General features: G+C 72.5%; 22 protein-coding genes and 1 riboswitch. Of the genes, 6 read left to right on the forward strand and 16 right to left on the reverse strand.

Features of this window, described 5'->3' with window-relative positions; all coding sequences use genetic code 11:
- Positions 1–40: 40 nt before the first annotated feature.
- The 3 genes from DC008_RS05265 to DC008_RS05275 are packed head-to-tail and all read right to left on the reverse strand — an operon-like array spanning position 41 to position 2657.
- Entirely contained in the window at positions 41–1405 is a 1365-nt protein-coding gene (locus DC008_RS05265) for a bifunctional 3,4-dihydroxy-2-butanone-4-phosphate synthase/GTP cyclohydrolase II (RefSeq protein WP_108705940.1), read from the reverse strand.
- On the reverse strand, positions 1402–2043 hold the full coding sequence (locus DC008_RS05270) for a nicotinamide mononucleotide transporter family protein (RefSeq protein ID WP_108705941.1): 642 nt from the start codon (positions 2041–2043) through the stop codon (positions 1402–1404). Before DC008_RS05270 ends, DC008_RS05265 begins: the two co-directional genes overlap by 4 nt.
- On the reverse strand, positions 2040–2657 hold the full coding sequence (locus DC008_RS05275; protein ID WP_108705942.1) for a riboflavin synthase: 618 nt from the start codon (positions 2655–2657) through the stop codon (positions 2040–2042). Before DC008_RS05275 ends, DC008_RS05270 begins: the two co-directional genes overlap by 4 nt.
- A gap of 147 nt (positions 2658–2804) precedes the next feature.
- Positions 2805–2935: riboswitch (FMN riboswitch) on the reverse strand.
- 393 nt (positions 2936–3328) lie between these two features.
- On the opposite strand from DC008_RS05275, the gene DC008_RS05280 reads away from it, so the two are divergent.
- Positions 3329–4078, forward strand: coding sequence for an SDR family oxidoreductase (locus tag DC008_RS05280; RefSeq protein ID WP_108710572.1), 750 nt, complete (start codon positions 3329–3331; stop codon positions 4076–4078).
- Positions 4079–4138: 60 nt separating this feature from the next.
- Here DC008_RS05280 and DC008_RS05285 read toward each other — a convergent pair whose 3' ends face one another.
- Positions 4139–5335: an ROK family transcriptional regulator gene (locus DC008_RS05285; RefSeq protein WP_108710573.1), complete on the reverse strand. Its 1197-nt coding sequence runs from the start codon at positions 5333–5335 to the stop codon at positions 4139–4141.
- A 132-nt stretch (positions 5336–5467) separates the two neighbouring features.
- Here DC008_RS05285 and DC008_RS05290 point away from each other — a divergent pair, with 132 nt between their 5' ends.
- Positions 5468–6688: an MFS transporter gene (locus DC008_RS05290; RefSeq protein WP_108705943.1), complete on the forward strand. Its 1221-nt coding sequence runs from the start codon at positions 5468–5470 to the stop codon at positions 6686–6688.
- Here the strand turns inward: DC008_RS05290 and DC008_RS05295 are convergent.
- The gene (locus tag DC008_RS05295; protein ID WP_108705944.1) at positions 6648–7106 is read right to left on the reverse strand and encodes an acyl-CoA thioesterase; all 459 of its coding nucleotides are present in this window, start codon (positions 7104–7106) and stop codon (positions 6648–6650) included. The two genes, DC008_RS05290 and DC008_RS05295, sit on opposite strands and share 41 nt — an antisense overlap.
- 145 nt (positions 7107–7251) lie before the next feature.
- On the opposite strand from DC008_RS05295, the gene DC008_RS05300 reads away from it, so the two are divergent.
- On the forward strand, positions 7252–8661 hold the full coding sequence (locus tag DC008_RS05300) for a uracil-xanthine permease family protein (protein ID WP_108705945.1): 1410 nt from the start codon (positions 7252–7254) through the stop codon (positions 8659–8661).
- On the opposite strand, the gene DC008_RS05305 is transcribed toward DC008_RS05300, so the two are convergent.
- The gene (locus DC008_RS05305) at positions 8643–9764 is read right to left on the reverse strand and encodes a glycoside hydrolase family 6 protein (protein ID WP_108705946.1); all 1122 of its coding nucleotides are present in this window, start codon (positions 9762–9764) and stop codon (positions 8643–8645) included. The genes DC008_RS05300 and DC008_RS05305 overlap by 19 nt on opposite strands.
- A gap of 174 nt (positions 9765–9938) precedes the next feature.
- Between DC008_RS05305 and DC008_RS05310 the strand changes: the two genes are divergently transcribed.
- Positions 9939–10625: a DUF5995 family protein gene (locus DC008_RS05310; RefSeq protein WP_108705947.1), complete on the forward strand. Its 687-nt coding sequence runs from the start codon at positions 9939–9941 to the stop codon at positions 10623–10625.
- A gap of 82 nt (positions 10626–10707) precedes the next feature.
- On the forward strand, positions 10708–11637 hold the full coding sequence (locus tag DC008_RS05315; RefSeq protein WP_108705948.1) for an LLM class F420-dependent oxidoreductase: 930 nt from the start codon (positions 10708–10710) through the stop codon (positions 11635–11637).
- A gap of 6 nt (positions 11638–11643) precedes the next feature.
- Here the strand turns inward: DC008_RS05315 and DC008_RS05320 are convergent, their stop codons facing one another.
- From DC008_RS05320 to rpe, 9 genes are all read right to left on the reverse strand, one after another.
- A complete protein-coding gene (locus tag DC008_RS05320) occupies positions 11644–13344 on the reverse strand; it encodes a flavin monoamine oxidase family protein (protein ID WP_108705949.1) in 1701 nt (566 codons plus the stop codon).
- 42 nt (positions 13345–13386) lie between these two features.
- Positions 13387–14175, reverse strand: a complete 789-nt coding sequence (locus tag DC008_RS05325; protein ID WP_108705950.1) for a carbon-nitrogen hydrolase family protein — start codon at positions 14173–14175, stop codon at positions 13387–13389.
- Between the two features lie 180 nt (positions 14176–14355).
- A complete protein-coding gene (locus tag DC008_RS05330) occupies positions 14356–15546 on the reverse strand; it encodes an MFS transporter (protein ID WP_108705951.1) in 1191 nt (396 codons plus the stop codon).
- Between the two features lie 124 nt (positions 15547–15670).
- Positions 15671–16123, reverse strand: a complete 453-nt coding sequence (locus DC008_RS05335; protein WP_055623753.1) for an Lrp/AsnC family transcriptional regulator — start codon at positions 16121–16123, stop codon at positions 15671–15673.
- A gap of 10 nt (positions 16124–16133) precedes the next feature.
- On the reverse strand, positions 16134–17606 hold the full coding sequence (locus DC008_RS05340) for an amino acid permease (RefSeq protein ID WP_108705952.1): 1473 nt from the start codon (positions 17604–17606) through the stop codon (positions 16134–16136).
- Positions 17607–18013: 407 nt separating this feature from the next.
- Complete coding sequence (locus DC008_RS05345; RefSeq protein ID WP_208646097.1) at positions 18014–19456, reverse strand: GuaB1 family IMP dehydrogenase-related protein; 1443 nt, start codon at positions 19454–19456, stop codon at positions 18014–18016.
- 128 nt (positions 19457–19584) lie between these two features.
- Entirely contained in the window at positions 19585–19902 is a 318-nt protein-coding gene (locus DC008_RS05350) for a barstar family protein (RefSeq protein WP_108705954.1), read from the reverse strand.
- Positions 19903–19987: 85 nt separating this feature from the next.
- Entirely contained in the window at positions 19988–21031 is a 1044-nt protein-coding gene (locus DC008_RS05355) for a sugar-binding transcriptional regulator (protein ID WP_055623755.1), read from the reverse strand.
- Between the two features lie 79 nt (positions 21032–21110).
- On the reverse strand, positions 21111–21797 hold the full coding sequence (gene rpe, locus DC008_RS05360; protein WP_108705955.1) for a ribulose-phosphate 3-epimerase: 687 nt from the start codon (positions 21795–21797) through the stop codon (positions 21111–21113).
- A 134-nt stretch (positions 21798–21931) separates the two neighbouring features.
- On the opposite strand from rpe, the gene DC008_RS05365 reads away from it, so the two are divergent.
- Entirely contained in the window at positions 21932–24043 is a 2112-nt protein-coding gene (locus DC008_RS05365; protein WP_108710574.1) for an MMPL family transporter, read from the forward strand.
- A gap of 68 nt (positions 24044–24111) precedes the next feature.
- On the opposite strand, the gene DC008_RS05370 is transcribed toward DC008_RS05365, so the two are convergent.
- The gene (locus DC008_RS05370) at positions 24112–25530 is read right to left on the reverse strand and encodes an RsmB/NOP family class I SAM-dependent RNA methyltransferase (protein WP_108705956.1); all 1419 of its coding nucleotides are present in this window, start codon (positions 25528–25530) and stop codon (positions 24112–24114) included.
- Positions 25531–25555 lie beyond the last annotated feature (25 nt).

A 25555-nucleotide genomic window follows, 5' to 3' on the forward strand; every position in this document is an offset into this window, starting at 1 on the left:
GGTCTTACTGGTCTTACTGGTCTTACTGGTCCTGCCGGCCCTACTGCGTGGTGCAGGTGGACAGGGTGGTGGGGGCCGGGACCACGGGCTCGGGGTCCAGCCAGGGCAGGTCGTGCCCCATCCGGTCGCGCTTGGTGCGCAGGTACCGCAGATTGTGCTCGCCCGCCTGGACGGGCATCGGCTCCCGCTCGGCGACCTGGATGCCGTGGGCGAGCAGGGCGTCGGACTTGTCGGGGTTGTTGGTCAGCAGACGGACGCTGCGCACCCCGAGGTCGGCCAGGATGCGCGCGCCGGCGCCGTAGTCGCGGGCGTCGGCGGGCAGGCCGAGCTCCAGGTTGGCGTCGAGGGTGTCGCGGCCGCGCTCTTGAAGCTCGTAGGCGCGCAGCTTGGACATCAGGCCGATGCCCCGGCCCTCGTGGCCGCGCAGGTAGACGACGACACCGCGGCCCTCCTCCTGGATGCGGTCCAGGGCGGCCTCCAGCTGGGGGCCGCAGTCGCAGCGCTGGGAGCCGAAGACGTCGCCGGTGAGGCATTCGGAGTGGACGCGGACCACGACGTCCTCGCCGTCGCCGATCTCGCCGTGGACGAGGGCGACATGCTCGACGCCGTCGACGGTGGAGCGGTAGCCGTAGGCGGTGAACGTGCCGTGGGCGGTGGGGAGATGGACCTCGGCCTCACGCCGGACGGTGGAGTCGGCGGCGAGCCGCTCGTCGTCCGGGGCGGTCGGCTCGACGGCCTTCGGGTGCTCGGCCTCGCGACGGTAGGCGACCAGGTCGGCGATGGAGACGATGGTCAGGCCGTGCTTGCGGGCGAACGGGATCAGCTCGGGCAGCCGCAGCATCTCGCCGTCCTCGCCGGCGATCTCCACGATGGCGCCGGCCGGGCGCAGTCCGGCGAGCCGGGCCAGGTCGACGGCGGCCTCGGTGTGTCCGTCGCGGACGAGGACGCCGCCGGGCCGGGCGCGCAGCGGGAAGATGTGGCCGGGGCGGACGAGGTCCGACGGCTGGGCCGTGCCGCTCGCGAGGAGTTGCAGCGTGGTGGACCGGTCGGAGGCGGAGATGCCGGTGGTGACACCGTGTTCGGCCGAGGCGTCGACGGAGACCGTGAACGCCGTCTTCATCGACTCGGTGTTGTCCGCCACCATCTGCGGCAGTTCGAGCCGGTCGAGCTCGTCGGGCTCCATGGGCGCGCAGATCAGTCCGCGGCACTCGCTCATCATGAAGGCGACGATCTCGGGGGTCGCGTGTTCGGCGGCGATGACGAGGTCGCCCTCGTTCTCGCGGTCCTCGTCGTCGACGACCACGACGGGCCGGCCGGCCGCGATGTCGGCGATGGCGCGCTCGATCGGGTCGAGCCGCAGGTCCTCGGCGCTCTCGGCGCTGTACAGAATCGGTGCCGCGGTCATGCCGGCGCTCCTTCCAGGACGGGCCGCGCGCCGTTGCGGGAGCGCAGCCACCAGTCGCGCATGCCCCACAGGACGAGTGCGCCGTAGATGACGTAGACGAAGCCGGAGAAGGCGTAGCCGTTGGCGAAGTTGAGGGGGACGCCGACGAGGTCGACGAGGAGCCAGGCGAACCAGAACTCGACCATGCCGCGCGCCTGGGCGTACATGGCGACGACGGTGCCGACGAAGATGTAGGCGTCGGGCCAGGGGTCCCAGGACAGGGTCGGGTACGCCCTGAACAGCAGCGCGACCCCGACGGTGCCGACGGCGGCGGCGCCGAGCATGGCCGCTCGCTCGGGCCAGGTGGCGAACCGGACGGCGATGTGGCCGTCCTCGCCGCGGCCCTTGCCGCGCTGCCACTGCCACCAGCCGTACAGGGCGACGACCATGACGACGGCCTGCTTGCCGGCGCTGCCGGTGAGGTGCCCGAAGAAGGCGCCGAAGAGGATCAGTCCGGCGAGGAACTGCACGGGCCAGGTCCACAGGGAGCGCCGCCAGCCGAGGGCGAGGGCGGCCAGGCCGAAGAGGTTGCCGATCATGTCCGACCAGAGGATGTGCTGGCCGAACAGCGTGAAGGCCTCGGAGTTCAGGGAGTTCACCGGGTGGCCGTCCCTTCGGAGGAGAGGCGGTCGCCCAGCATCCGCTCGACGTACTTGGCGATGACGTCGACCTCGAGGTTGACCGGGTCGCCGGGCCGCTTGTGGCCGAGCGTGGTCAGGTCGAGGGTGGTCGGGATGAGGCTGACGGTGAAGTAGTCGGGTCCGGCGTCGACGACGGTGAGGCTGATGCCGTCGACGGTGATGGAGCCCTTCTCCACGACGTAGCGGGAGAGGTCCGCGGGGAGGGAGATCTTCACGATCTCCCAGTGCTCGGAGGGGGTGCGCTCCAGGACCTGACCGGTGCCGTCGACGTGTCCCTGGACGATGTGCCCGCCGAGCCGGTCGCCGACGGCGGTGGGCCGCTCCAGGTTGACGCGGGAGCCCACGGTGAGGGCGCCCAGGCTGGAGCGCTTGAGGGTCTCGGCCATGACGTCGGCGGTGAACTCGTCGCCCTCGTGGTCGACGACCGTGAGGCAGACGCCGTTGACCGCGATGGAGTCGCCGTGCTTGGCGCCCTCGGTGACGACGGGACCGCGCAGTCGGAAGCGACAGGCGTCACCGAGGGTCTCGACGGCCGTGACGTGGCCCAGCTCTTCGACGATTCCGGTGAACACTTCCCGGGTCCTCCTGCCTCATAGGGGCACGGACTCCGGGGCTGCCGATGACGGCGGAATGGACGAGCGAGAACACCGGGGGCGACGCCGGACGAGGGTCCGCCCCTTGGACGAACCGGTACGGCGGCGCGCACACAGGCTCGCCCGCCGCGCACTGCCTCCCATCCGGACTTTAACCGTCGGTCCAGGAATTTCACCTGGTCAACCGGTCGCTGGAGGCGACCGGGTCGCGGACTGTAACCGCCGGTTCGGAATTTCACCGACCCCGGAGTGCGCTGCTTGTGGTACATGGCCAGTGTGCCACGACCGGTGGGCGTCCATACGGGCGAAGGGTGTGGGGTGGCTCACAGGGCGCTTCGCTGGACTTTCCCGGCGGCCGGCGATGCCCTCAACTCCCATGTGCGCGAGCACGCTTGGGATTGGTCCATACCTATTGACGCTCTGGTCTAGTCCTCTCTACTGTCAGCGGTGCGCGGCGGGGACTCGGCGCCCTGCCGCCCCCACGAGAGCGCCCGGCGGCGGTGACGACGGCCCTTGCCCGCCGCCGGGTCTCCCCAACCGCCCCCCTTTTTTTCGTCCGCGGGATGTCACATCTCCCCGGGATGCTCCGTCGAGGACTGCGAGGGATGCTCCGAACCGGGAGTGTCCGCGTCGCGAAGGGGCTGAACACGATGACCACGATGCTGGTGACCGGCGGGACCGGAACGCTCGGCAGGCTCGTCACCGAGCGGTTGCGGGCGGACGGGCACGAGGTGCGGGTGCTCAGCCGGCACGCCCAGCCGTACGCCGTCGACCTGCGCAAGGGCGGGCCCGGTCTGGACGCCGCGATGGCGGGCGTGGACACGGTGGTGCACTGCGCCAGCTCGCCGAACGGCGGGGACGAGGAGGCGGCGCGGCATCTGATCGCGGCCGCGCGCGGGGCCGGGGTGCGGCACCTCGTCTACATCTCGATCGTCGGCGTGGACCGGGTGCCGTTCGGCTACTACCGGAGCAAGCACGCCGTGGAGCGGCTGGTCGAGGAGTCCGGGCTGGGCTGGACGGTACTGCGCGCGACCCAGTTCCACGATCTGCTCGCGCGGATGCTGGGGGCGCTCGCCAAGCTGCCGGTCGTGCTGCTGCCGGCCCGGGTGAAGGACCAGCCGATCGAGGTGGCCGAGGTCGCGGACCGGCTGGCCGGACTGGCCGAGGGCGAGCCCGCCGGGCGGGTGGCGGACATCGGCGGCCCCGAGGTGCGCACCTTCGACTCGCTGGCCCGTTCCCACCTCAAGGCCACCGGCCGCAGGCGGCTCGTCGTGAGCGTGCCGCTGTGGGGCGCGGCGTACCGCGCCTTCCGCGCCGGCGGGCATCTCGCTCCGGAGCACGCGGTGGGCAAGGGGACGTTCGAGGAGTACCTGGACCGGCGGTCTGGCCATCGGGGCTAGGTTCTCTCGGCTGGATCAGGCCGGGCTCGCGGCGTCTGGCATGATCCAGAACAAGAGACCCTAGGCACTCCGCCCTGGTGGCGCGAACAGCTCGTCCTGTGCCCGGTCCCGGGCCGTGAGGAGCGCGCCGCGCAGGACCGCGGTGCCGCCGAGGGCGCTCGGGCGCACCGCGGCCGGCAGCGGGGACATCCGCCGTACCCGCTCCTCGACCAGCGCGGCGAGCGGGGCGCCGCCGGCCTGCCCGACCTCACCGCCGAGCACCACACAACCGGGGTCGAGGACGGCGACGACGGAGGCCACGCCCAGCGCGATCCGGTCCGCGAGGACGGCGAGGAAGCGCCCGGCGTCGCCGTCGTCGCCGGTCCGCGCCACCGCTTCTCCCACCAGGCGGGCGGCGTCCGGGGCGTGGGCGCCCTCGGCGGCCAATCCGTGCTCCGCCGCCAGCCGTGTGATCGCCGCCGAGCCCGCGAGCGAGTGGAAGCCGCCCGCGCAGTCGGTCGCCGACGGCAGTCCCGTCGTACCGGGCACCGGCAGGAAGCCGATCTCGCCGGTTCCGCCGGACGCCCCGCGGCGCAGCTTCCCGTCGAGGACGACGGCGGCGCCGGTGCCGTGTCCGAGCCAGAGCAGGACGAAGGTGTCGCGGTCGTGGGCGGCGCCGTCGCGCTGTTCGGCGAGGGCGGCGAGGTTGGTCTCGTTCTCGACGCTGACGCGGGCGTCGGGAAAGCGCTCCTGGAGGGTGGCGACGAGGGCGCGGTGCCACTGCGGCAGGCCCGAGGAGTCGCGCAGTTCGCCGCTGGCCGGGTCGATGAGGCCGGGGGCGCCGATGCCCACGGTGTGCGGCCGGTCCGCTCCGGCCTCCTTCACCGCGCGCTCGACGAGAGCCACCGCCCGCTCCACGGCGGGCCCGGTCCCGGTGTCGCCGCCGATGGGCACGGACGCCTCCGCGAGCACGGTGCCGACCAGATCGGACACGGCCACCGCTACCCCCTCGGTACGGACGTCCAGCGCGGCGAGATGGGCACGACCGGCGACGATGCCGTACAGCTTGGCGTTGGGGCCGCGCCGCTGCTCGCCGGCCTCGCCGACGACGGTGATCAGCCCGGCGTCGGTCAGGCGCTCGACGAGGTCGGCCACGGTCGGCCGGGACAGCCCGGTCAGCTGCTTCAACTGTCCGGCCGTCAGTGGGCCTTCGCGCTGCAGCAGGCGCAGGGCGAGCCGGTCGTTGATGGCCCGGGCGGTGCTCGGGGATGCGGGCATGCCGGGATCCTTCCAGATCGGCGGGGCCGCGCGCGGCGGCGGGCGGCGCTCGGGCACTCTATCTATCAGGCAGGGTTCCTGATAGTTTACGGCCGGACCGCGCGGACGCGGAGGCCAGGAGGGGGTCACTTCATGGGTGGGACCGGTGGAAAGGTCTACGACCTGCGGGAGGTCAGGCGTGCCCGGTACGCCGTGGCCGCCGTCTTCGCCGCACACGGCGCCGTCACGGGGTCCTTCGCGACCCGGGTGCCGTGGATCCAGGACCACGCGGGGGTCAGCGCCGGCCAGCTCGGTCTCGCGCTGGCGTTCCCGGCGCTCGGCGCCTCCCTGGCGATGCCGCTCGCGGGCAGGATCAGCCACCGCTTCGGCGCCCGCAACGCGCTGCGCGGGCTGATGGCCCTGTGGACGCTGGCCCTGACCCTGCCCTCGCTGGCACCCGACCTGCTCACGCTCTGCGTGGCCCTGTTCCTGTTCGGCGCCACGGCGGGCATGGCGGACGTGGCGATGAACGCCCTCGGGGTCGAGGTGGAGGGCCGCCTGGGCCGCTCGATCATGTCCGGGCTGCACGGCATGTGGAGCGCGGGCGCCCTGATCGGCTCCGCGGCCGGCACCCTCGCGGCGCATCTGGGCTCGGACGCCCGCGTCCACCACGCGCTCGCGGCGGCCGTGCTGACGGTGCTCGGGGTGGCCGCCTGCCAGTGGGTGCTCGACCTGCAGGCCGCCGAGGACGAGGAGGCGCCGCCGCGGTTCGCGCTGCCTCCCCGGTCCGCGCTGCTGATCGGCGCGGTCGGGTTCTGCGCGGTCTTCGCGGAGGGCGCGAGCCTGGACTGGTCGGCGGTGTATCTGCGGGACCAGCTGGACACCTCGGCCGGCCTGGCGGCCGCGTGCACGACCGGCTTCACGCTCACGATGGCGATCGCCCGGATCGCCGGCGACCGGGTGGTGGACCGCTTCGGCTCGGTGCGCACGGTCCGGTTCAGCGGCGTCCTCGCCACGCTCGGCGGGCTGCTGGTCGTGGTCGCGGACGCGCCGGCCCTGGCGATGACCGGGTTCGCGCTGCTGGGCCTCGGGATCGCGGTGGTCGTGCCGCTGTGCTTCGCGGCGGCGGGCCGCAGCGGCTCGAACCCGTCCCTGGCCATCGCGGGCGTCGCGACCATCACCTACACCTCGGGGCTGGTCGCCCCCAGCGCGATCGGCGGGCTCGCCCAGCTGACCAGTCTGATGGTGTCCTTCTGCCTGGTCACGCTGCTCGCCTCGGGCCTGGCGCTGTTCGCGGGCGTCCTGCGCACCGCCGACCGCGACCGCCCGAAGGTCAGCCGCCCGGACGCAGCAGTTCGCGACCCGCGGCCCTGAACTCCTCGCTCCACGGCGCCGGGCGCAGCGTCCTGGCGTCGAGCCGGACCAGCACCCGGCTGCCGTGCGCGTAGGTCATCGCGCCGTCGGCCGAGCAGAAGCGGAAGCCGTACGTCAGCCCGGTGGTGCCCAGCCGCTCCAGCCACAGGTGCACGGCGTAGGTGCCCGGCCTGGTCACCGGGGCCTCATAGGTGATGCGGAGTTCCTTGACGGCGTTGCAGGCGTCGCCCGCGGCCACCCAGTCGCCCTCGAAGCGGAAGCCGTGCTCGTGCCACAGCTCGGTCCAGGCCCGCTCGACCATCAGCGGGTAGCGCGCGTTGTGCAGCAGCCCGAGCGCGTCGAGGTCGTCGAAGTGCACGGTGACGGGCACGAGCCGGCCGTGGGACGGGGCGGACAGGGGCAGGGCTTCGGCGGTCACGGCGGGACTCCCGGGGAGGTACTAGAAGATTCACCCATCCTAAGCGGACGCTCAGAAGCCGAGGTGGCCCCGGGTCGGCGGCCCGGTCGGTGTACCCGACAATGGTCCGGCCCCCTCGTTCGCACGACGAAAGCGAAACCGCACCATGGATCTCGGCGTCCGCTGGAAACTGCACGGCGACGGACGCACTCCGGCGCCCGGCGCCGTGGTCCGCCCCGACGAGCGGCTGTCCTGGCCGCGCACGGTCGGGCTCGGCGCCCAGCACGTGGTCGCGATGTTCGGCGCCAGTTTCGTGGCCCCGGTCCTCATGGGTCTCGACCCCAACCTGGCGATCATGATGTCGGGTGTCGCGACCGTGATCTTCCTGCTGGCCACGCGCGGCCGGGTGCCCAGCTACCTCGGCTGCTCGCTGTCCTTCGTGGGCGTCGCGGCCGTCATCCGGGCGGACGGCGGGTCGAGCGCGGTCGTGACCGGCGCGGTCCTCGTGGTCGGCGCGGCGCTGTTCCTGGTCGGCCTGGCGGTGCAGCGGTTCGGGGCGCGGATCATCCACATCGCGATGCCGCCGATCGTGACCGGCGCGGTGGTGATGCTGATCGGCTTCAACCTCGCCCCCGTGACGGCCTCCACCTATTGGCCGCAGGACCAGTGGACGGCGCTGCTGGTGATGCTGTTCACCGGTCTGGCCGTGGTCTGCCTGCGCGGTTTCTGGTCCCGGATCGCGATCTTCCTGGGCCTGGTCCTCGGCTACGGCCTGTCCTGGGTGTTCGACCGGGTCTTCGGCCGTATCCACTCCGTCGACGCGAGCGGCAAGCTCACCGACCACTGGCGGCTCGACCTGTCCGGCGTCTCCCGCGCCGACTGGATCGGCCTGCCCGATCTGCACGGCCCGTCCTTCCAGTGGTCCGCGATCCTCGTCGCGCTGCCCGTGGTCATCGCCCTGGTCGCCGAGAACGCCGGGCATGTCAAGGCCGTCGGCGAGATGACCGGCGACAACCTGGACGGCAAGCTGGGCACCGCGATCTCCGCGGACGGCGCCGCCTCGATGCTGTCCACCGCCGTGGGCGGCCCGCCCAACACGACGTACTCCGAGAACATCGGCGTGATGGCCGCGACCCGCGTCTACTCGACCGCCGCCTACTGGGCCGCCGCAGGCTTCGCCCTCCTCTTCGGGCTCTGCCCCAAGTTCGGCGCGGTCGTGGCCGCCGTCCCCGGCGGTGTCCTCGGCGGCATCACCGTCATCCTCTACGGCATGATCGGCCTGCTCGGCGCGCAGATCTGGATCAACGCCAAGGTGGACCTGCGCAATCCGCTCAACCTGGTGCCGGCCGCCGCGGGCATCGTCATCGGCGTCGGCAACGTGACGCTGAAGATCACCGACACCTTCGAGCTGAGCGGTATCGCGCTGGGCACGCTCGTCGTCATCACCGGCTACCACGCGCTGCGGGCGTTCGCCCCGGCGCATCTGCGGACGCAGCACCCGCTGCTCGACGAGGGCACGTCGTCGTACGACGAGGGCAACGCGGCCGGCGAGGGCCCTCAGCGCGCCAGCTCGTAGGCGTAGGAGGCGGTGAACGTACCGGGCTCCCCCTTGCAGCCGTCCGACTCCCCCGGCAGCTTCACCCACAGATAGCCGTCGATCCGGGCCTCGCCGGTCGCCAGCGTGGGCGCCCGGCCCAGCTTGCGGCCCGACGGGTCGCACCACTCGCCGTCCGGCGGGGCACCGGCGCCGTTGCGGCTGGTGTCGATGACGGCACCCAGCCCCGGGCCGCCGCCGAGGGCGTCGAGGACCCGCCGGTCGTAGGCGATCTCGGCGGCCGTGGTGTGGAAGTTGGAGACGTTGCTGAAGACGCCGTCGGAGGACGCGGCCGACGCGGCGCCCGCCTGCCGCAGCCACGCCGCCTGCTTGGCCGGCGAGTGCCAGCCGGAGTGCCCGGCGTCGTAGTACACCCGGGCCCGGGGGTTGGCGGACTTGATGACCCGTCCGGCCCGGGCCAGGGACGCGAAGCGCGCGGCGCGCTCCCGCTCCGAGAGGCACTCGGACTGGGCGACGGAGTCGGGCTCCAGGACCACGACGACGTCACCGGAGCCCAGCCCTGCGGCGAACCGGTCGATCCACGCGTCGTACGCGGCCAGGTCGGGCGCCCCGCCCTCGGAGTACCCGCCGCAGTCCCGGTCCGGGATCACATACGGCACGACCACCGGGGTGCGGCCCTGCGCGGCGCCGCCCGAGGTGACCGCGCGGACCCGGGCGGTGATGGTGCCCGGAGTGAAGTCGGCGAACCAGACGGCGGCCGGCTGCGCGGCGATCCGGGACTCTATGACGGCGTGCCGGGGGTCGCCGGTGTGGTCGCGGACCCACTCGAGCACCTGGGAGTCGGGGTGCCGGTAGAGCCGGGTCGAGACCGGTGCCGCGCGCTGCGTGCGTTCAGGAGTCTTCGAGGGTGTCGCGGACGGCGTCCGCCGCGGGCTCGGGGAGGCCGACGGGGACGGGGACGCGCTCGGCGAGGCCGACGGGGACGGCGCGACGGGCAGCGCGTCGAGACGCACCGACCGCGTGCCGGACGGCCCGGCCTGAGCGGGATCGGGGCCGCCGTCCACGGCGGAGATCAGCCCGGTCGTCGCCCCGGCGGCCACCACGACCGAGGCCGCCGCGACCATGGCGCTGCGCCGTGCGGACCTTCTGCGCGCATCCCTGCGTGACGCCAGTCGCCGGGCGCGTGAGCCTGCCACCGTCCTGCTCCCCCTCCCCCACGGCGGGGCGCGTTCCCCCGTTCTGGGGAAGCGCCGGGCCCGCCGTCACTCCGGCCACCCTAAAGCTGGGAATCTGCCCCCATGGCGCAATGCGAACAATTCACCACACCCGTGGACGCCGTCCTCTCCCGTATGCGCGCCCTCGACGCGAGGCTGCCGGAGCGCGACGGGGTCGCGGTCTTCAACCGCGTCTACCTCACCGTCACCGAGGCGGTCGACCGGCACATCGACACCGGCCGGTTCGCCGACGCGCGCGCCGCGATCACCCTGGACGTGCGGTTCGCGGAACGGTATCTCACGGCGGTGGAGACCGCCGAGGAGGCCGGGCGTCCGCCCGCCTGCTGGCGGCCCCTGTTCCAGATGCGCCGCCATCCGGGCGTACGCCCGCTGCAGTTCGCGCTCGCGGGCATCAACGCGCACATCGGGCACGATCTGGCGCTCGCCGTGGTGGACGCCTGCCGTAGCCTCGGCTGCGAACCGACCGATCTGGAGGACGAGTTCGACCGGGTGGGTGATCTGCTCGTCTCGCTGGAGGAGCACATCCGCGAGGAGCTGATGCCGGGTCCCGACCTGTTCCAGATCGCGGACCCGCTCACCCATCTGCTGGGCTCGTGGAGTCTGGAGCGGGCGCGGGACGCCACATGGTCGGCGGCGCGTGCCCTGTGGGCGCTGCGCCGACTCCCGGAGCTGGCCGGGGAGTTCACCGAGCGGCTGGACGCCGCCGTGGGGCTGGCCGGACGAATGCTGCTGACCCCGCTGCCGGACTGAGGGCCGGCGCCGAGTGGCGGTTCCCCGGGCCCGCAGTACGTTGGCCGATGGGGGTCCGCCGATCGCGAAGGAGCTCAGCGCCATGGCCATCCGCCTCGGACTCGGTCTTCCCCAACTGCGGCAGTACGACCTGGCCAAGGATGTGACGGACGTGGCCCGCGCCGCCGAGCGGACCGGGTACGACAGCGTCTGGGTCTACGAGCGGCTGCTGGTCCCCGAGTCGCCCACCCAGGGTCTGTACGACGTGCCGGGGCTGCCCTGGCCGGACTGGTACCGGGGCATGGCCCACCCCCTGGTCACGCTGACCCTGGCCGCCGCCGTCACCGAGCGGGTCCGCCTGGGCACCGGTGTCGTGGTCGCCCCGCTGCACGGCCCGGTCCAGCTCGCCAAGGCCCTCGCCACCCTGGACGCGGCGAGCGGCGGGCGGGTCGTGGCGGGCCTGGGCACGGCCTGGTCGACCGACGAGTTCGCCGCCGCGGCCATCGGGCCGCACAACCGGCGCGGCGGCCTCCTGGAGGAGGTCATCAAGGTGTGCCGGGCCGTGTGGGGCCCGGACCCGGTGTCCTTCGAGGGCCGTACGACGAAGATCGACGCGGCCGTGGTCGGCCCCAAGCCGGCGCGCCCGATCCCGGTCCTGGTGGCCGCGGGCGGCGACCGTGCCCTCGGGCGGGTCGTCGACCTCGGCGACGGCTGGATCCCGGTCGCCATGGACGTACAGGGGTACGCCGCCGGGTGGCGCAGGCTCCAGGACATCGCGGCCGAGCGGGGCCGTACGCGGCCGATCGAGCGGGTGCCCCGGGTGAACGCCCTGTACTCCGCCACGCCCTACGAGGGCGACGACCGCCAGCCCTTCCAGGGCAGCGCCGACCAGATCGTGGCGGACCTCGCCGCGTACGCCGAGGTCGGCGTCGACGAGGTCCTGCTCGACCTGCAGACCACCCTGCGGGACGCCCAGGAGCTCAAGGACGTCGCCGCGCAGGTGTACGAGAAGGTGCGGGCGGCCGGGCTCTGAGCGAGGTCAGTCCTCCGGCAGCTCGACCGGCGCGATCTCGTCGTAGACGTCCCCCGGGCCCGGGTTGGTGGAGTCCGTGCCGCCGCCCAGGTGGTGCATGACGCCCCACACCGCGTTCAGCGCGGTCTGGACGGCGCCCTCGGCCCAGCCGGCGGTCCAGGAGATGTCGTCGCCGGCGAGGAAGATGCCCCGCTTGTCCTCGGGCAGCCGGTCCTGCATGAAGTGCGTGAACAGGCGACGCTGGTAGCGGTAGTGGCCGGGCAGGTTGGCCTTGAACGCGCCCATGAAGTAGGGCTCGTTCTCCCAGGAGACGGTCACCGGGTTGCCGATGATGTGCTTCCTGATGTCGACCTTCGGGTAGATCTCGCCGAGCGACTTCAGCATGACCTCCATCCGCTCGTTCGCGGACAGCGGCAGCCACTTCAGGCTGTCGTCGCACCAGGTGTACGAGAGGCAGATGACGGCGGGCCTGTCCGGTCCGTCGTCCAGCAGGTAGGTGCCGCGGGTCATACGGTCGGTGAGCGTCATCGACATGACGTCCCGCCCGGTCTCCTCGTCCTTGTCCAGCCAGAACGGCCGGTCCACGGGCACGAACAGCTTCGAGCTCTCCATGTAGTGGGTGCGCTCGATCGCGGTCCAGTGGTCGATCGGGAAGAGCGAGTCGTCGCAGTCGATCTTGGAGAGCAGCATCCAGGACTGGGCGGTGAAGATCGCCGCCCGGTAGGTGCGGATGTCTCCGGTCGCGTCGGTCACGGTGATCCGGTTGCCGGCGGCGCGGTGCAGTCGGGTGACGGCCGGGCGGGGCGCGCCGTCGGCGTGCAGGGACTTCAGGGAGGTCCCGTACGGCCAGTGGACGATCTTCTCCGGCTCGCGCTCCCACAGGCGCAGCGGCAGCTGCTGGGAGCCGCCGACGATGCCGCGGTGGTGGTCGTCGGCCTCGGTGTAGACGACGCGCAGGATCTCCAGGATGGAGTTCGGGAAGTCGGTGTCCCAGCCGCCGGTGCCGAAGCCGACCTGGCCGAAGATCTCGCGGTGCCGGAAGGACCTGAACGCCTCGGAGTCGCAGAGGAAGCCGTAGAAGGTCTGGTTGTCGAGCTTCTCGACGAGCTCGGCCCAGATCTCGCGGATGCGCGGCACGTCGCGCTCCCGCATGGCCTGGTTCATGTCGGAGAAGTCGGCACCCTCCTCCAGGCACTTGTTCCAGGCGGCGGCGACGTCGCGGTAGACCTGCGGCAGGTCCTCGATCGTCTCGGCGTAGTGCGACTCGCCCTTGAGGTCGACGACGGTCGACGGGGTGGACTCGGCGAGGGGGTTGGGGAACGGCCGGGTCTCCAGGCCCACCAGGTCGATGTAGTGCTGGAGGGCCGTGGAGGACGGAGGGAAGCGCATGGCGCCCATCTCGGCGGTCAGGCCCTCGGTGCTGGGGCCGTCGAAGCCGACGGTGCGCAGTCGGCCGCCGATCTGGTCGGCCTCGTAGACGACGGGCTTGAGGCCCATCTTCATCAGCTCGTAGGCGGCGACGATGCCGGACAGGCCGCCGCCGATGACGGCGACCTCGGTGCCGTGCTCGGTGGCGGGTATCTGGCCGAGGCCGGCCGGGTGGTTCAGGAAGTCGTCGTACGCGTAGGGGAAGTCCGGGCCGAACATGGTGATCGGCGGCTGCTGCTCGTCGGCGTGCTGGACGGCGGTGGGCACCGTGGACGTCATGGGGTACGGACTCCTTGCGACTGCGGGGAAGAGCGGGGAGGGTCAGACGAGGGACCCGTAGAGGCCGGGGCGGCGGTCCTGCAGATACGGGTTGGCCTCGCGGGAGGCGGCGACGAGGGCGGGGTCGACGTCGGCGAGGACGAGGTCCTCGGCGCGGCCCGCGCGGGTGCGGGCGATCCCGTCGGGCCCGGCGAGCGTGGAGAGCCCGACGAACTCGAACTCCCCTTCCCGGCCGACCCGGTTGACGTACGCGACGTACATCTGGTTCTCGAAGGCCCGCACCGGGATCATCGACTCGGCGACGAACTGGAACGGGTGCATCTGCGCGGTCGGGACGATCAGCAGCTCGGTGCCGGCCAGCGCGTGGGCGCGGACGTTCTCCGGGAACTCGACGTCGTAGCAGATCAGGATGCCGACGCGGACGCCGTCGACCTCGGTCTGGACGACCTGCTGGTCCCCCGGCGTGAAGTGGTCGCGCTCGAAGCAGCCGAAGAGGTGCGTCTTGCGATAGTTGGCGAGCCGGGTGCCGTCGGCGGAGATCAGCTGCGCGGAGTTGTGGACGGTGTCGCCGGCCCGCTCGGGGTAGCCGTAGGCGATCGCCAGGCCGTGCCGGGCCGCGCTCTCCGCGACCGCGTCGGCGCCGTCGCCGTCGGCGGGCTCGGCGAGCCGGGCGATCTCGTCGCCGATCGCGTACCCGGTGAGGAACATCTCCGGCGCCACCAGCAGCCCGGCGCCCGCGGCGGCGGCGCGGCCCGCGGCCTCGTCGAGGACCTTGAGGTTCTCGACGGTGGAGCCGGGCCGGCCGGAGCTCTGGAGCAGGGCGGTGCGCATGTGTCCTCACCGGGGCGAAAGGGTGGTTGTGTGGGCCATGTAGAAGGTACGGTCGGGCGCCCGACAGGGACAAGAAGGAGCCGTTGCGCGCCGGTGAGCGCTTCGTTGCGTCCGTGGACGCCTTCGCGGCGATTCGTTGCGCGGCCCGGGTGCGGGAGCCGTCCCCCGCACCCTTCACCGTCACGCCGGGGCGGCCTCGGCCCTGGTCAGCGCCACCGCCGTCACGACGTACGGAATCGCCAGCACCGCGAAGACGGTGCCGTGGGAGAGATCCGTGCCGAGCAGCGCGTACGCGCCGAACGCGGCGACCGTGGCCAGCTCGGTGCCCAGGCTCGCCACCGAGGTGAGCGTGGCCCGGCGGGCCTCCGCGATCCGGTGCTGGAGACGGACGTCGGCGAGCACCTCGGCCAGCTGGAACCCGGCGAAGGCGAGCCCGACCAGGACGATCCCGGCCAGGGTGCCCGACGCGGCACCCACGGCGAGGGCGAGCGCCGCGCCCGCGAGCAGTGCGGCCAGCCCCCGGGTGCCGAGCCGCTCGGCGGGCCCGGCGAGGAGGCCGCCCGCGGTGACGGCGGCCCAGACCAGCATGACCAGGTACGGCACGGCCGCCTCGGTCACCCCGAGGTCGCGGATCAGCAGCGGGACGTACTCGTCCAGCGCGCCCCACACCGCCGCGACGGCCGGGATCAGCAGCAGCGCGCCGCGTACGGCACGGTCGCCGCGCGCCTCGGCGAGCCCGGTCCGCAGCGTCTCGGCCCAGCCTCCGTGGGCGGTGGCGGGACGCTTCCGCCGCTCGGGGAACCGGGTGGCGAGCGCGGCGGTCAGCAGGCAGGCCAGGACGCTCGCGCCGCCGACGGCCGGGTAGCCGCCCCGGGCGAGCACGGGACCGGCGAGGCCGAGGGAGGCCACGGTGCCCAGCAGCCGCGCGGCACGCGCCCGGCCCATGACGTGCGCGTACCGGCCTGCGGCGCCACACCGGTCCAGTTCGTCGTAGACGAGGGCCTCCAGCGCCCCGGAGCCGAGCGCTCCACCGGCGCCCCACAGCACGAAGCCGACGGCGAAGGCGGCGTACGACGGGACGGCCACCCACAGCGCGAAGCCGGTGGCCGTGAGGAGCGGGCCGATCCACAGCAGCCGGCGCCGGGAGACCCGGTCGGCCCAGACGCCCGAGGGCACCTCGAGCAGCACACAGGTGAGCGACCACAGGGCGAAGAGCGAGGAGATCTCGTGGAGCGACAGGCCGGTGCCGGCGAAGAGCAGCGCGTACACCGGGTAGAGCAGGACGAAGTCGTCGAGGAACGCGTAGCCGTACAGCGTGGCCGTCAGACGCCGTACGCCGGTCGTGGGCACACGCGTGGGTGAGAGTGACATGGGGCCTTCCCGAAGGGACGTCTCGGACACCGGGGATACGGCGTCCGGGGCGGGCCTCGGGAGGCGCGGCGGGTGGATCAATGTCGCCAGGTCATGACACCGATGATAGGCGCCCTGGCGGCTCTCAGGTGGGCGAGCCGGAGGAGAAGCGGCGCAGCAGCGGGGAGAGCACCAGCACCGACTTGGTCCGCTCGACGAACGGCTCCCCCGCGATCCGCTCCAGGACCCGTTCGAAGTGCCGCATGTCCGAGGCGAACACCTGCACGACGGCGTCCGCGTCACCGGTCACGGTCGACGCGGCGACGACCTCCTGGTAGGGCTCAAGACCTCGCCGGATGGTCTCCGGCGAGGTGTTGTGCCGGCAGTAGATCTCGACGAACCCCTCGGTCTCCCAGCCGAGGGCCGACGGGTCCACGCGGACGGTGAAGCCGGTGATGGCCCCGGTGGCCCGCAGCCGGTCCACGCGCCGCTTCACGGCGGGCGCCGACAGGCCGACCAGTTGCCCGATGTCGGCGTAGGAGCGGCGGGCGTCCTCGGCGAGGGCGTGCACGATGCGTTCGTCGAGATCGTTCAGCACTGCGGGCGGTTCACTTCACTTCAGGCACGGCGAGACGGGACCGGCGATACCCGTAGAGGAAGTAGAACACGAGTCCGGCGGCCATCCAGCACCCGAAGACCACCCAGGTGACGGTGTCGAGGCTGAACATGTTGTACGCGCAGAACAGGAAGCCGAGCACCGGCAGCACCGGCCCGAACGGCACCCGGAAGGTGCGCTCCAGCTCCGGCCGCTTCACCCGCAGCACGATCACCGCGATGTTGACCAGCGCGAAGGCGAAGAGCGTGCCGATGCTGGTGGCGTCGACGAGCTTGCCGAGCGGGACGAGGGCGGCCAGGGCGCCGCAGAACAGCGAGACGATCACCGTGTTGAGGCGGGGGGCGCCGGTCTTCGCGTGGACCTTGCCGAGCGCCTTGGGGACCAGGCCGTCGCGGGACATGGCGAACAGCACGCGGGTCTGGCCGTAGAGGACGGTGAGGACCACGCTGGCGATGGAGATGACCGCGCCGAGGGCGAGCAGCGTGCCCCAGAAGGACTGGCCGCTGACGTCGGTCATGATCGCGGCGAGGGAGGCCTGGGAGCCCTCGAACTTCGTCCAGTTCCAGGCGCCGACGGCGACCGCGGCGACGAGGACGTACAGCGCGGTCACGATGATCAGCGAGAGCATGATCGCCCGCGGCAGGTCCTTCTTGGGGTTCTTGGCCTCCTCGCCCGCGGTGGAGGCGGCGTCGAAGCCGATGTAGGAGAAGAACAGCGTGGCGCCCGCGGCGCTCACCCCGGCCATGCCGAGCGGCATGAAGTCCTCGTAGTTGCCGGACTTGAAGCCGGTGAAGCCGACCGCGCAGAACAGCACCAGCGCGGCGATCTTCACGGCGACCATGATCGTGTTGGCCCGGGCGGACTCGCGGACCCCGCCGAGCAGGAACACCATCGCCAGCAGGACGACGACCAGCGCCGGCAGGTTGATGATCCCGCCCTCGCCGGGCGCCGAGGACAGCAGCGCCGGGATGGTGACGCCTATGGTCCCGTCGAGCAGTTCGTTCAGGTACTCGCCCCAGCCGACGGCGACGGCGGCCACCGAGACGCCGTACTCCAGGACCAGACACCAGCCGCAGACCCAGGCGACGAGCTCGCCCATCGTTGCGTACGCATACGAGTACGACGAGCCGGCGACGGGGATGCTGCCTGCCAGCTCGGCGTACGACAGGGCCGAGAAGAGGGCCGTCAGACCCGCGATCACGAAGGCCACGGTGACCGCGGGGCCGGCCTCCGGGACCGCGTCGCCGAGGACGACGAAGATGCCGGTGCCGAGGGTGGCACCGATGCTGATCATGGTGAGCTGCCACAGTCCGAGGGAGCGCCGCAGGGACCCTCCCTCGCCCTGGCCACCCTCCGCGACCAGGTGTTCCACTGGCTTGCGGCGCATCAGGCGCGCTCCGAGGCCAACGGGGGCGGGGGCGGTTGTCTGGCCTCTGTCCTGCGGGGGTGCGCCTTGGTCGAGCACGTGCTGGCTCCTTGTCGCTGCCGGTCAGGGCGGCAGGGACCGGTGGCACCCCTGAGGGCGGGGACCCACCGAGCGGGGTCCCTGCCACGCCACGTTCGAGGCGACAGCCTATGAGCTTCGACGTTGCGGGTGAAATGCAGCAACCTTGCGCATACCCGCAAGATCATTGCGTGTCCGGCGACTCGGCGGGGTTTCGTTGCGGCGGGTCTTTCGACCGTTGCACAGGGCGACCGATCAGGGGCGTTCACCACAGGCACCGGAAGGGGCGCGGGGAACTGCGCGAACAACCCCCACGCACCCGCGGCCGCCCGAGCACGGCAGGACCCGAGCCGTCCGGCGCACACCGGCACACGAAACGGCCCCTGCCCTCCCGAACTACGGGACGGCAGGGGCCGTTTGAAGAGACATCAGCTCCAGCTGGCGTGCAGGGGCTTGCCCTCGGCGTATCCGGCCGCGCTCTGGATGCCCACAACGGCGTTCTCCGCGAACTCCTCGAGCGAGCCGGCGCCCGCGTAGGTGCAGGACGACCGCACGCCCGCGATGATCGAGTCGATCAGGTCCTCCACACCGGGGCGGGCCGGGTCGAGGAACATCCGGGACGTCGAGATGCCCTCCTCGAACAGCGACTTGCGGGCCCGGTCGTACGCCGACTCCTCCGAGGTGCGGTTGGCCACGGCCCGCGCGGACGCCATGCCGAACGACTCCTTGTAGAGCCGCCCGCTCGAGTCCTGCTGCAGATCGCCCGGCGACTCGTAGGTGCCGGCGAACCAGGAGCCGATCATCACGTTGGACGCGCCGGCGGCGAGCGCCATGGCGACGTCGCGCGGGTGCCGGACACCACCGTCGGCCCACACGTGCTTGCCGTACTTCTTCGCCTCGGCCGCGCACTCCAGGACCGCCGAGAACTGCGGGCGGCCGACGCCGGTCATCATGCGGGTGGTGCACATGGCGCCGGGGCCGACCCCGACCTTGATGATGTCCGCGCCGGCCTCGATCAGATCGCGCACGCCCTCGGCGGCGACGATGTTGCCCGCGACGATCGGCACCCGGGGGTCGAGCGCCCGCACGGTCCGGATCGCGGCGATCATCGACTCCTGGTGCCCGTGCGCGGTGTCGATGACCAGGGTGTCCACGCCCGCGTCGAGCAGCTGCTTGGCCTTGCCGGCCACATCGCCGTTGATGCCCACGGCGGCCGCTATGCGCAGCTTGCCGGCGGCGTCGACGGCCGGGCTGTACAGGGTGGCGCGCAGGGCGCCCTTGCGGGTCAGGATGCCCGCGAGCCGGCCGTCGGCGTCGACGGCGGGCGCGTAGCGGCGGTTGTGGGAGTCGAGCTTGTTGAAGGCCTCGCGCGGGTCGATGTCGGCGTCCAGCAGGAGCAGGTCGCGGGACATGACGACCTCGAGCTGCGTGAAGCGGTCGACGCCGGACAGGTCGGCGTCGGTGACCACGCCGACGGGACGGTGGTCGTCGTCGACGACGACCCCGGCGTTGTGGGCGCGCTTGGGCAGCAGGGACAGCGCGTCGGCGACGGTCTGGTGCGGGGCCAGCACGATCGGGGTGTCCAGGACGTGGTGACGGCTCTTCACCCAGGTGACGACCTCGGTGACGACCTCGATGGGGATGTCCTGCGGGATGACGACCAGCCCACCGCGCCGGGCGACCGTCTCGGCCATCCGGCGGCCGGCGATGGCGGTCATGTTGGCGACGACCAGCGGGATGGTGGTACCCGTGCCGTCCGGGGAGCTGAGGTCCACGCCCTGCCGCGAACCGACCGCGCTGCGGCTCGGGACCATGAAGACGTCGTCGTACGTCAGGTCGTACGGGGGCTGGATGTCGTTGAGGGAACGCACGTGCTGCACATCCCAGTCGATCAGAGGTGGCCCCCGGACAGGACAGCCAGGGGGAAGAGCACGTACTTCATTGTCCCATGCTGACCGGAACGCCCTGAACGGTCACATCGTCCAAGCAGGCCGCACCCCTACTTGGAGGAACCTCCGAGGTCGAGCAGCACGGTGAGGTCCCGGGTGCGGTCCGCCGCCTCCGTGAACACGTCCCGGGCCACCCGCCACTCCTCGGGCCGCGCCGCCGCGTAGGACCGCCAGTTCCGTACGACGACCCAGAGCCCCCGCTCCGGGGCGTCCTGCGGCCAGACGGTCCGGTCGGACAGGGAGTCCGCCAGCGCGTCCCAGTTGCGCCCGAACCAGTCGGGCAGCCGCAGGGACTCGGCGCAGCGGTCCATCAGCGCCGCCTTGTCCGTGACCCCGTCGAGGTCCAGCGTGACCACGAGCTCCGTCATCCGTGCACCGCTCCGATGATCGTCGATGATGAATCGTCGATACGCGAAGGGGGCGGCACCGGGCCGCCCCCTCTCCGGCATACCGTCAGTTCCCGTCCGGGTCCGACCTGCTGAGCGCCGGCTTGGGCGTCGGGCCCGCCGCCATCAGCACGTCCGCCGCGGACGTGTCCGTCACCAGGCTGGTGACGAGCCCCGAGCGCAGCACCGCGTCGATCGCGGCCGCCTTGCGCGCACCGCCCGCGATCGCGACGACCTCGGGGATACGGCGGAGCTGGTCGGCCTTGACGGTGATGCACCGTTCGCCGAGGTCCCGGCCGACCCGGCGGCCCTGGGCGTCGAAGAGGTGCGCGGACATCTCGGCGGCGACGCCGAGCGAGGCGTAGTGCGCCCGCTCCTCGTCGCTGAGCATGTCGTGCACCGTCGAGATGCCCGGCTCCCAGGAACCGATGGAGACGCAGGCGACCGTGACCTTGTCGAAGTACTCGAAGGCCCGGGCGATGCCCGTCTGGTGCCGCAGCGCCTCCGCGGTGGCCGCGTCCGGCAGCAGCATCGGCGCGTAGATGGGGTGCGCGTCGCCGCCCGAGACCTGCGCGGCCCGCCGGACGGCCTCCACCGAGCCGCGCTCGGCGGTCCCGGCGTCGTACACGCCGGTCAGCTGGACCACGGTGCACGGTGGCAGCCGGTTGAGGGCGGCGGCCATGTGGATGGTGGACCGGCCCCAGGCCAGACCGAGCACGTCCCCCTCGTCGACCAGCTCGCCGAGCAGGTCGGCGGCCACCTCTCCCAGGTTCTCCGGGTCGGGGGTCTCCTCGGCGTCGGCCGGGGACTCCACGACCACGGCGTGCCGCAGGCCGTACCGGGCGCGCAGCGCGTCCGAGCGCTCGGCGTCCAGTTCGGCCGGCACGCGGATCTCGATGCGCACCAGATCCCGTTCGAGAGCGGTCTCCAGGACCCGGGCCACCTTGAAGCGGCTGACGCCGAACTCCTCCGCGATCTGGATCTTGGACTTCCCCTCGAGGTAGAAGCGGCGGGCCATGGCCGCCGCCTGCACCAGCTCAGCGGGTCCCATCCGCATGGCTGACCGGCCCGCCGACATACCCGACACGGCGATCTCCTCACTGCTGTTCACACTCTGGATTCGCCGTTCATCCTTGCAGATCCGGCGCTGCTGATCCGCCCTGATGGGCGGGCGTTCACGTTCCCTTGGTTCAGTGGCCGCACGCCCAGGCGGCCGTCCTGGTGGCCTCGTCGGCCCGGTCCCGCAGCGCGCGGACCGCTTGCGCCGGGTCGTCGGCCCCGTAGACCGCCGAGCCGGCGACGAACACGTCGGCGCCCGCCTCGGCGCATCGCTCGATCGTGGACGCCGAGACCCCGCCGTCCACCTGGAGCCAGAGCTGCAGACCGTGCTTGCTGATCAACTCGCGGGTGCGGCGAATCTTCGGAAGCATGATGTCGAGGAACGCCTGGCCGCCGAATCCGGGCTCGACCGTCATGATCAGCAGCATGTCGAGCTCGGGGAGCAGGTCCTCGTACGGCTCGATGGGGGTCGCGGGCTTGAGCGCCATGGAGGCACGGGCGCCCTTGGCCCTGATCTCCCGGGCCAGCCGGACGGGAGCCGCGGCGGCCTCGACATGGAAGGTGACGGAGGATGCGCCCGCCTCGACGTACTGGGGCGCCCAGCGGTCCGGCGCCTCGATCATCAGATGGCAGTCCAGCGGGGTGTGCGTGGCACGGGCCAGCGACTCCACGACCGGCACGCCGAGGGTGAGGTTCGGGACGAAATGGTTGTCCATGACGTCGACGTGGAGGAAGTCGGCTCCCTCGACCGCCCTGGCCTCGTCCGCGAGGCGGGCGAAATCGGCGGACAGGATGCTGGGGTTGATCTGCGCGGCCATGACCCAAGCCTGCCATGCCCGGGCGAGATTGTTACCCCCGGTCCAGACCTGAGGCGATCGGCGTATGCCGCGGCCGGGCCGCGCACGCCATACTGGGGGGCCGACCGGCTCGTCGGACGGCTGCGGGGGTGGCCATGACCGGAACGCGGGGCGTGGCGCACCTGGTGTGCGGCCGGCGCTCGAAATGGGTCGTCCTGGTGCTGTGGCTGGTCGTCCTGTTCGGGACGGCGCCGCTGGCCCAGAAGCTGACCGACGCGCAGGACAACGACGCGGCCTCGTGGCTGCCGGGCTCCGCCGAATCCACCCAGGTCCTCCATCTCTCCGAGAACTTCCGGCCGGAGCAGATCCCGGCGGTCGTGGTCTACGCCCGTGACGGCGGGCTGACGGCCCGGGACCGGGCGGAGATCGCCGAGGACGTGTCCGAGCTCAAGCGGCTGACCGACCACGGCATCCGGGGTGCCGAGACCCGCGGTCCCGTCTTCGACCGGGAGACCGATCCGCGCGCGGCGCAGGTGCTGGTGCCGATCACCATGGACGAGAAGGGCTGGGAGCGCATCTCGCCCGCCGTCGAGTCGATCCGGGACGTCGTGGGCACGGGCGGCGCCGGGCTCGCCGTGCACATCACGGGCCCGGGCGGCACCTCGGCGGACTTCGCCGAGGCGTTCGAGGGCATCGACTCCACGCTGCTGTTCGCGGCGATGGGGGTCGTCATCGTGATGCTGCTGATCACGTACCGGAGTCCTTCGCTGCTGCTGGTCCCGCTGGTCTCCGTGATCGTCGCCCTGTTCACCGCGCAGGCCCTCATCTACCTGCTGGCGGAGCACGCGGGCCTGACCGTCAACGGCCAGAGCGCGGGCATCCTCACGGTGCTGGTGTTCGGCGCCGGGACCGACTACGCCCTGCTGCTCGTCGCCCGCTACCGGGAGGAACTGCGCCGCCACGACGACCGCCACGAGGCGATGGCGCGCGCCCTGCACCGGGCCGGCCCCGCGGTGATCGCGTCCGGCGCGACCGTCGTGGTGAGCATGCTGGTGCTGCTGGCGGCGGAGATGAACTCCACCAGCGGCCTCGGCCCGGTCGCGGCGATCGGCGTCGCGGTCGCGCTGATCGCGATGATGAGCCTGTTCCCGGCGCTGCTGGTGATCTTCGGCCGGTGGATCTTCTGGCCGGTGATCCCGCACCTCGGCACCGAGAACCCCGACGAGCGGGGCGTCTGGGCCCGCCTCGGCCGGCGTATCTCGCACCGGCCGCGGGTCACCTGGGTGGCCACGGCCGTCGCGCTGGCGATCTGCTCGCTCGGCCTCATCCAGCTGCGCGCGGAGGGCCTGAGCAACGCCGACGCGTTCACGGACAAGCCGGACTCGATCACCGGGCAGGAGGTGTCGGAACGGTACTTCCCGGCGGGCAGCGGCGACCCGCTGGTCATCGTCAGCAACCGGGCCCAGGCCGTGCAGGTGGGACGGGCCGTGGCGGAGACCGAGGGCGTCGTGCCCACGTCGCTGGGGCTGCCGCCGGGCACCCGGCCCTCCTGGGACGGCAAGGTCCTCTTCGAGGCGACGATGACCGCCCCCGCCGACAGCCAGGCCGCCAAGGAGACCGTCGAGCGGGTCCGGGACGCCGTGCACGCCGTACCGGACGCCGACGCGAAGGTCGGCGGTGGCACGGCGGCCCTGCTGGACATGGACCGGGCGACCACCCACGACAACATCCTGATCATCCCGCTGGTGCTGCTCGTGGTCCTGCTGATCCTGTGCGTCCTGCTCCGGGCGCTGATCGCCCCGCTGCTGCTCGTCGGGACGGTGATCCTGTCGTTCACGGCTGCCCTCGGCATCAGCGCGCTGGCGTTCCGCCATGTCTTCGACTACGCGGGCGAGGCGACGGACTTCCCGCTGTTCGTCTTCGTGTTCCTCGTTGCCCTCGGCATCGACTACAACATCTTCCTCACCACACGCATCCGCGAGGAGGCCACCCACCAGGGCACCCGGCCCGGCGTGGTCACGGGGCTCGCCGCGACCGGCGCGGTCATCACCTCGGCCGGTCTGGTCCTGGCGGGCACCTTCGCCGCGCTCGGCACCCTGCCGATGGTCGCCTTCGCCGAGATCGGTTTCGCGGTGGCCCTGGGCGTGCTCCTGGACACGTTCATCGTGCGCTCGGTCCTGGTGACGTCCCTGTTCCTGGACGTGGGCCCGCCCGTGTGGTGGCCGAACCGGCTGGAGCCGACGGCGGCCCCGCCCGCGCGCGAGTAGGCGGTGCGCGTAGGGGGCGGGATGCGCGTGAGGCGAGGTGCGCGCGTCAGGCGCGGTGGCCGCGCGCGTCAGGCCACGCGCCGCATGAGCGCCAGGTACATGGCGTCCGTGCCGTGCACATGCGGCCACAGCTGGACGTCCGGTCCGTCACCCAGCTCGGGCACGCCCGGCAGCAGATCGCGCGCGTCGATCATCTCGACGCCGGTCCGCTGCTTGAGCACGTCGTCCACGACCGCCCGGGTCTCGGCGAGGTGCGGCGAGCAGGTGGCGTAGCCGACGACGCCGCCCACCCGCACGGCGTCCAGCGCGCTGCGCAGCAGTCCCCGCTGCAGCGGCCCGAACCCGTCCAGGTCCTCGGGCCGTCGGCGCCACCGCGCCTCGGGCCTGCGCCGCAGGGCGCCCAGCCCGGTGCAGGGCACGTCCACGAGCACACGGTCGAAACTGCCCGGCCGCCACGCGGGCCGCGTCCCGTCGGCGGCGATCACCTGGTACGGCCCCGGGTTGCCGGCCAGGGCACGGGCCACGAGCCCCGCACGATGCGGCTGCTTCTCGGAGGCGACGAGCAGGGCGCCCCGCTGGGCGGCCACCGCCCCGAGCAGCGCCGCCTTGCCGCCGGGTCCGGCGCACCCGTCGAGCCAGCGCCGGTCCGGGCCCTCCAGCGGCGCGTTCGCCAGGGCGAGCGCGACGAGCTGGCTGCCCTCGTCCTGCACGCCCGCGCGCCCGTCGCGCACGGCCTCGATCGCGCCCGGCTCCCCGCCCTCGGCGAGCCGCACGGCGTACGGGGACCAGCGCCCCGGCACCGCGGCCTCCTCGGCCAGCAGCTCCTCGGTCGTGGCCCTGCCCGGGCGGGCGACCAGCGTCACCTCGGGCCGTTCGTTGTCGGCCTCCAGCAGACGCTCGATACCGGCGCGGCCACCGCCGAGCGAGTCCCACAGCGCCGAGACGACCCAGCGCGGGTGCGAGTGCACGACCGACAGATGGTCCTCGGGGTCGTCGTCGTAGGGCGGCGCGACCCGCTCGATCCAGCCGTCCAGGTCGTCCTGGGCGACCTTGCGCAGCACGGCGTTGACGAACTTCGCCCGTCCGTCGCCCAGCACGACCCGGGCCAGCTCGACCGAGGCGGACACGGCGGCGTGGGTCGGGATGCGCGTCCCGAGCAGCTGGTGGGTGCCGAGGCTGAGCACGTCGAGCACCGGCGGGTCGACCTCGCGCAGCGGCCGGTCCACGCAGGCCGCGATGACGGCGTCGTAGGTGCCCTGCCGGCGCAGGGTGCCGTAGACCAGCTCGGTCGCGAGCGCGGCGTCCCGTCCGTCGAAGTCGCCCTTCTCCCGGGCCTTGCGCAGCAGCGGCGGCAGCACGAGGTTGGCGTACGCGTCCCGCTCGTCCACGGCGCGCAGCGCCTCGAAGGCGAGGATGCGGACGGGGTCCTTCTGGGGCCGACGGTACGGCTTGCCGGGCCTGCGGGGCCGACGGGAGGTGTCGCTCACGAAAAAGGTGCTCCGGATAGCTGGA

Source organism: Streptomyces nigra (genome assembly GCF_003074055.1).
GTDB classification, from domain to species: Bacteria; Actinomycetota; Actinomycetes; order Streptomycetales; family Streptomycetaceae; genus Streptomyces; species Streptomyces nigra.

Excerpts from the sequence above, each read along its gene's own strand:
- DC008_RS05265 (WP_108705940.1), bottom strand. The coding sequence starts at position 1,405 with ATGACCGCGGCACCGATTCTGTACAGCGCCGAGAGCGCCGAGGACCTG.
- DC008_RS05280 (WP_108710572.1), top strand. The coding sequence starts at position 3,329 with ATGACCACGATGCTGGTGACCGGCGGGACCGGAACGCTCGGCAGGCTC.
- DC008_RS05285 (WP_108710573.1), bottom strand. The coding sequence starts at position 5,335 with ATGCCCGCATCCCCGAGCACCGCCCGGGCCATCAACGACCGGCTCGCC.
- DC008_RS05290 (WP_108705943.1), top strand. The coding sequence starts at position 5,468 with ATGGGTGGGACCGGTGGAAAGGTCTACGACCTGCGGGAGGTCAGGCGT.
- DC008_RS05300 (WP_108705945.1), top strand. The coding sequence starts at position 7,252 with ATGGATCTCGGCGTCCGCTGGAAACTGCACGGCGACGGACGCACTCCG.
- DC008_RS05305 (WP_108705946.1), bottom strand. The coding sequence starts at position 9,764 with ATGGTCGCGGCGGCCTCGGTCGTGGTGGCCGCCGGGGCGACGACCGGG.
- DC008_RS05310 (WP_108705947.1), top strand. The coding sequence starts at position 9,939 with ATGGCGCAATGCGAACAATTCACCACACCCGTGGACGCCGTCCTCTCC.
- DC008_RS05315 (WP_108705948.1), top strand. The coding sequence starts at position 10,708 with ATGGCCATCCGCCTCGGACTCGGTCTTCCCCAACTGCGGCAGTACGAC.
- DC008_RS05320 (WP_108705949.1), bottom strand. The coding sequence starts at position 13,344 with ATGACGTCCACGGTGCCCACCGCCGTCCAGCACGCCGACGAGCAGCAG.
- DC008_RS05325 (WP_108705950.1), bottom strand. The coding sequence starts at position 14,175 with ATGCGCACCGCCCTGCTCCAGAGCTCCGGCCGGCCCGGCTCCACCGTC.
- DC008_RS05330 (WP_108705951.1), bottom strand. The coding sequence starts at position 15,546 with ATGTCACTCTCACCCACGCGTGTGCCCACGACCGGCGTACGGCGTCTG.
- DC008_RS05350 (WP_108705954.1), bottom strand. The coding sequence starts at position 19,902 with ATGACGGAGCTCGTGGTCACGCTGGACCTCGACGGGGTCACGGACAAG.
- rpe (WP_108705955.1), bottom strand. The coding sequence starts at position 21,797 with ATGGCCGCGCAGATCAACCCCAGCATCCTGTCCGCCGATTTCGCCCGC.
- DC008_RS05365 (WP_108710574.1), top strand. The coding sequence starts at position 21,932 with ATGACCGGAACGCGGGGCGTGGCGCACCTGGTGTGCGGCCGGCGCTCG.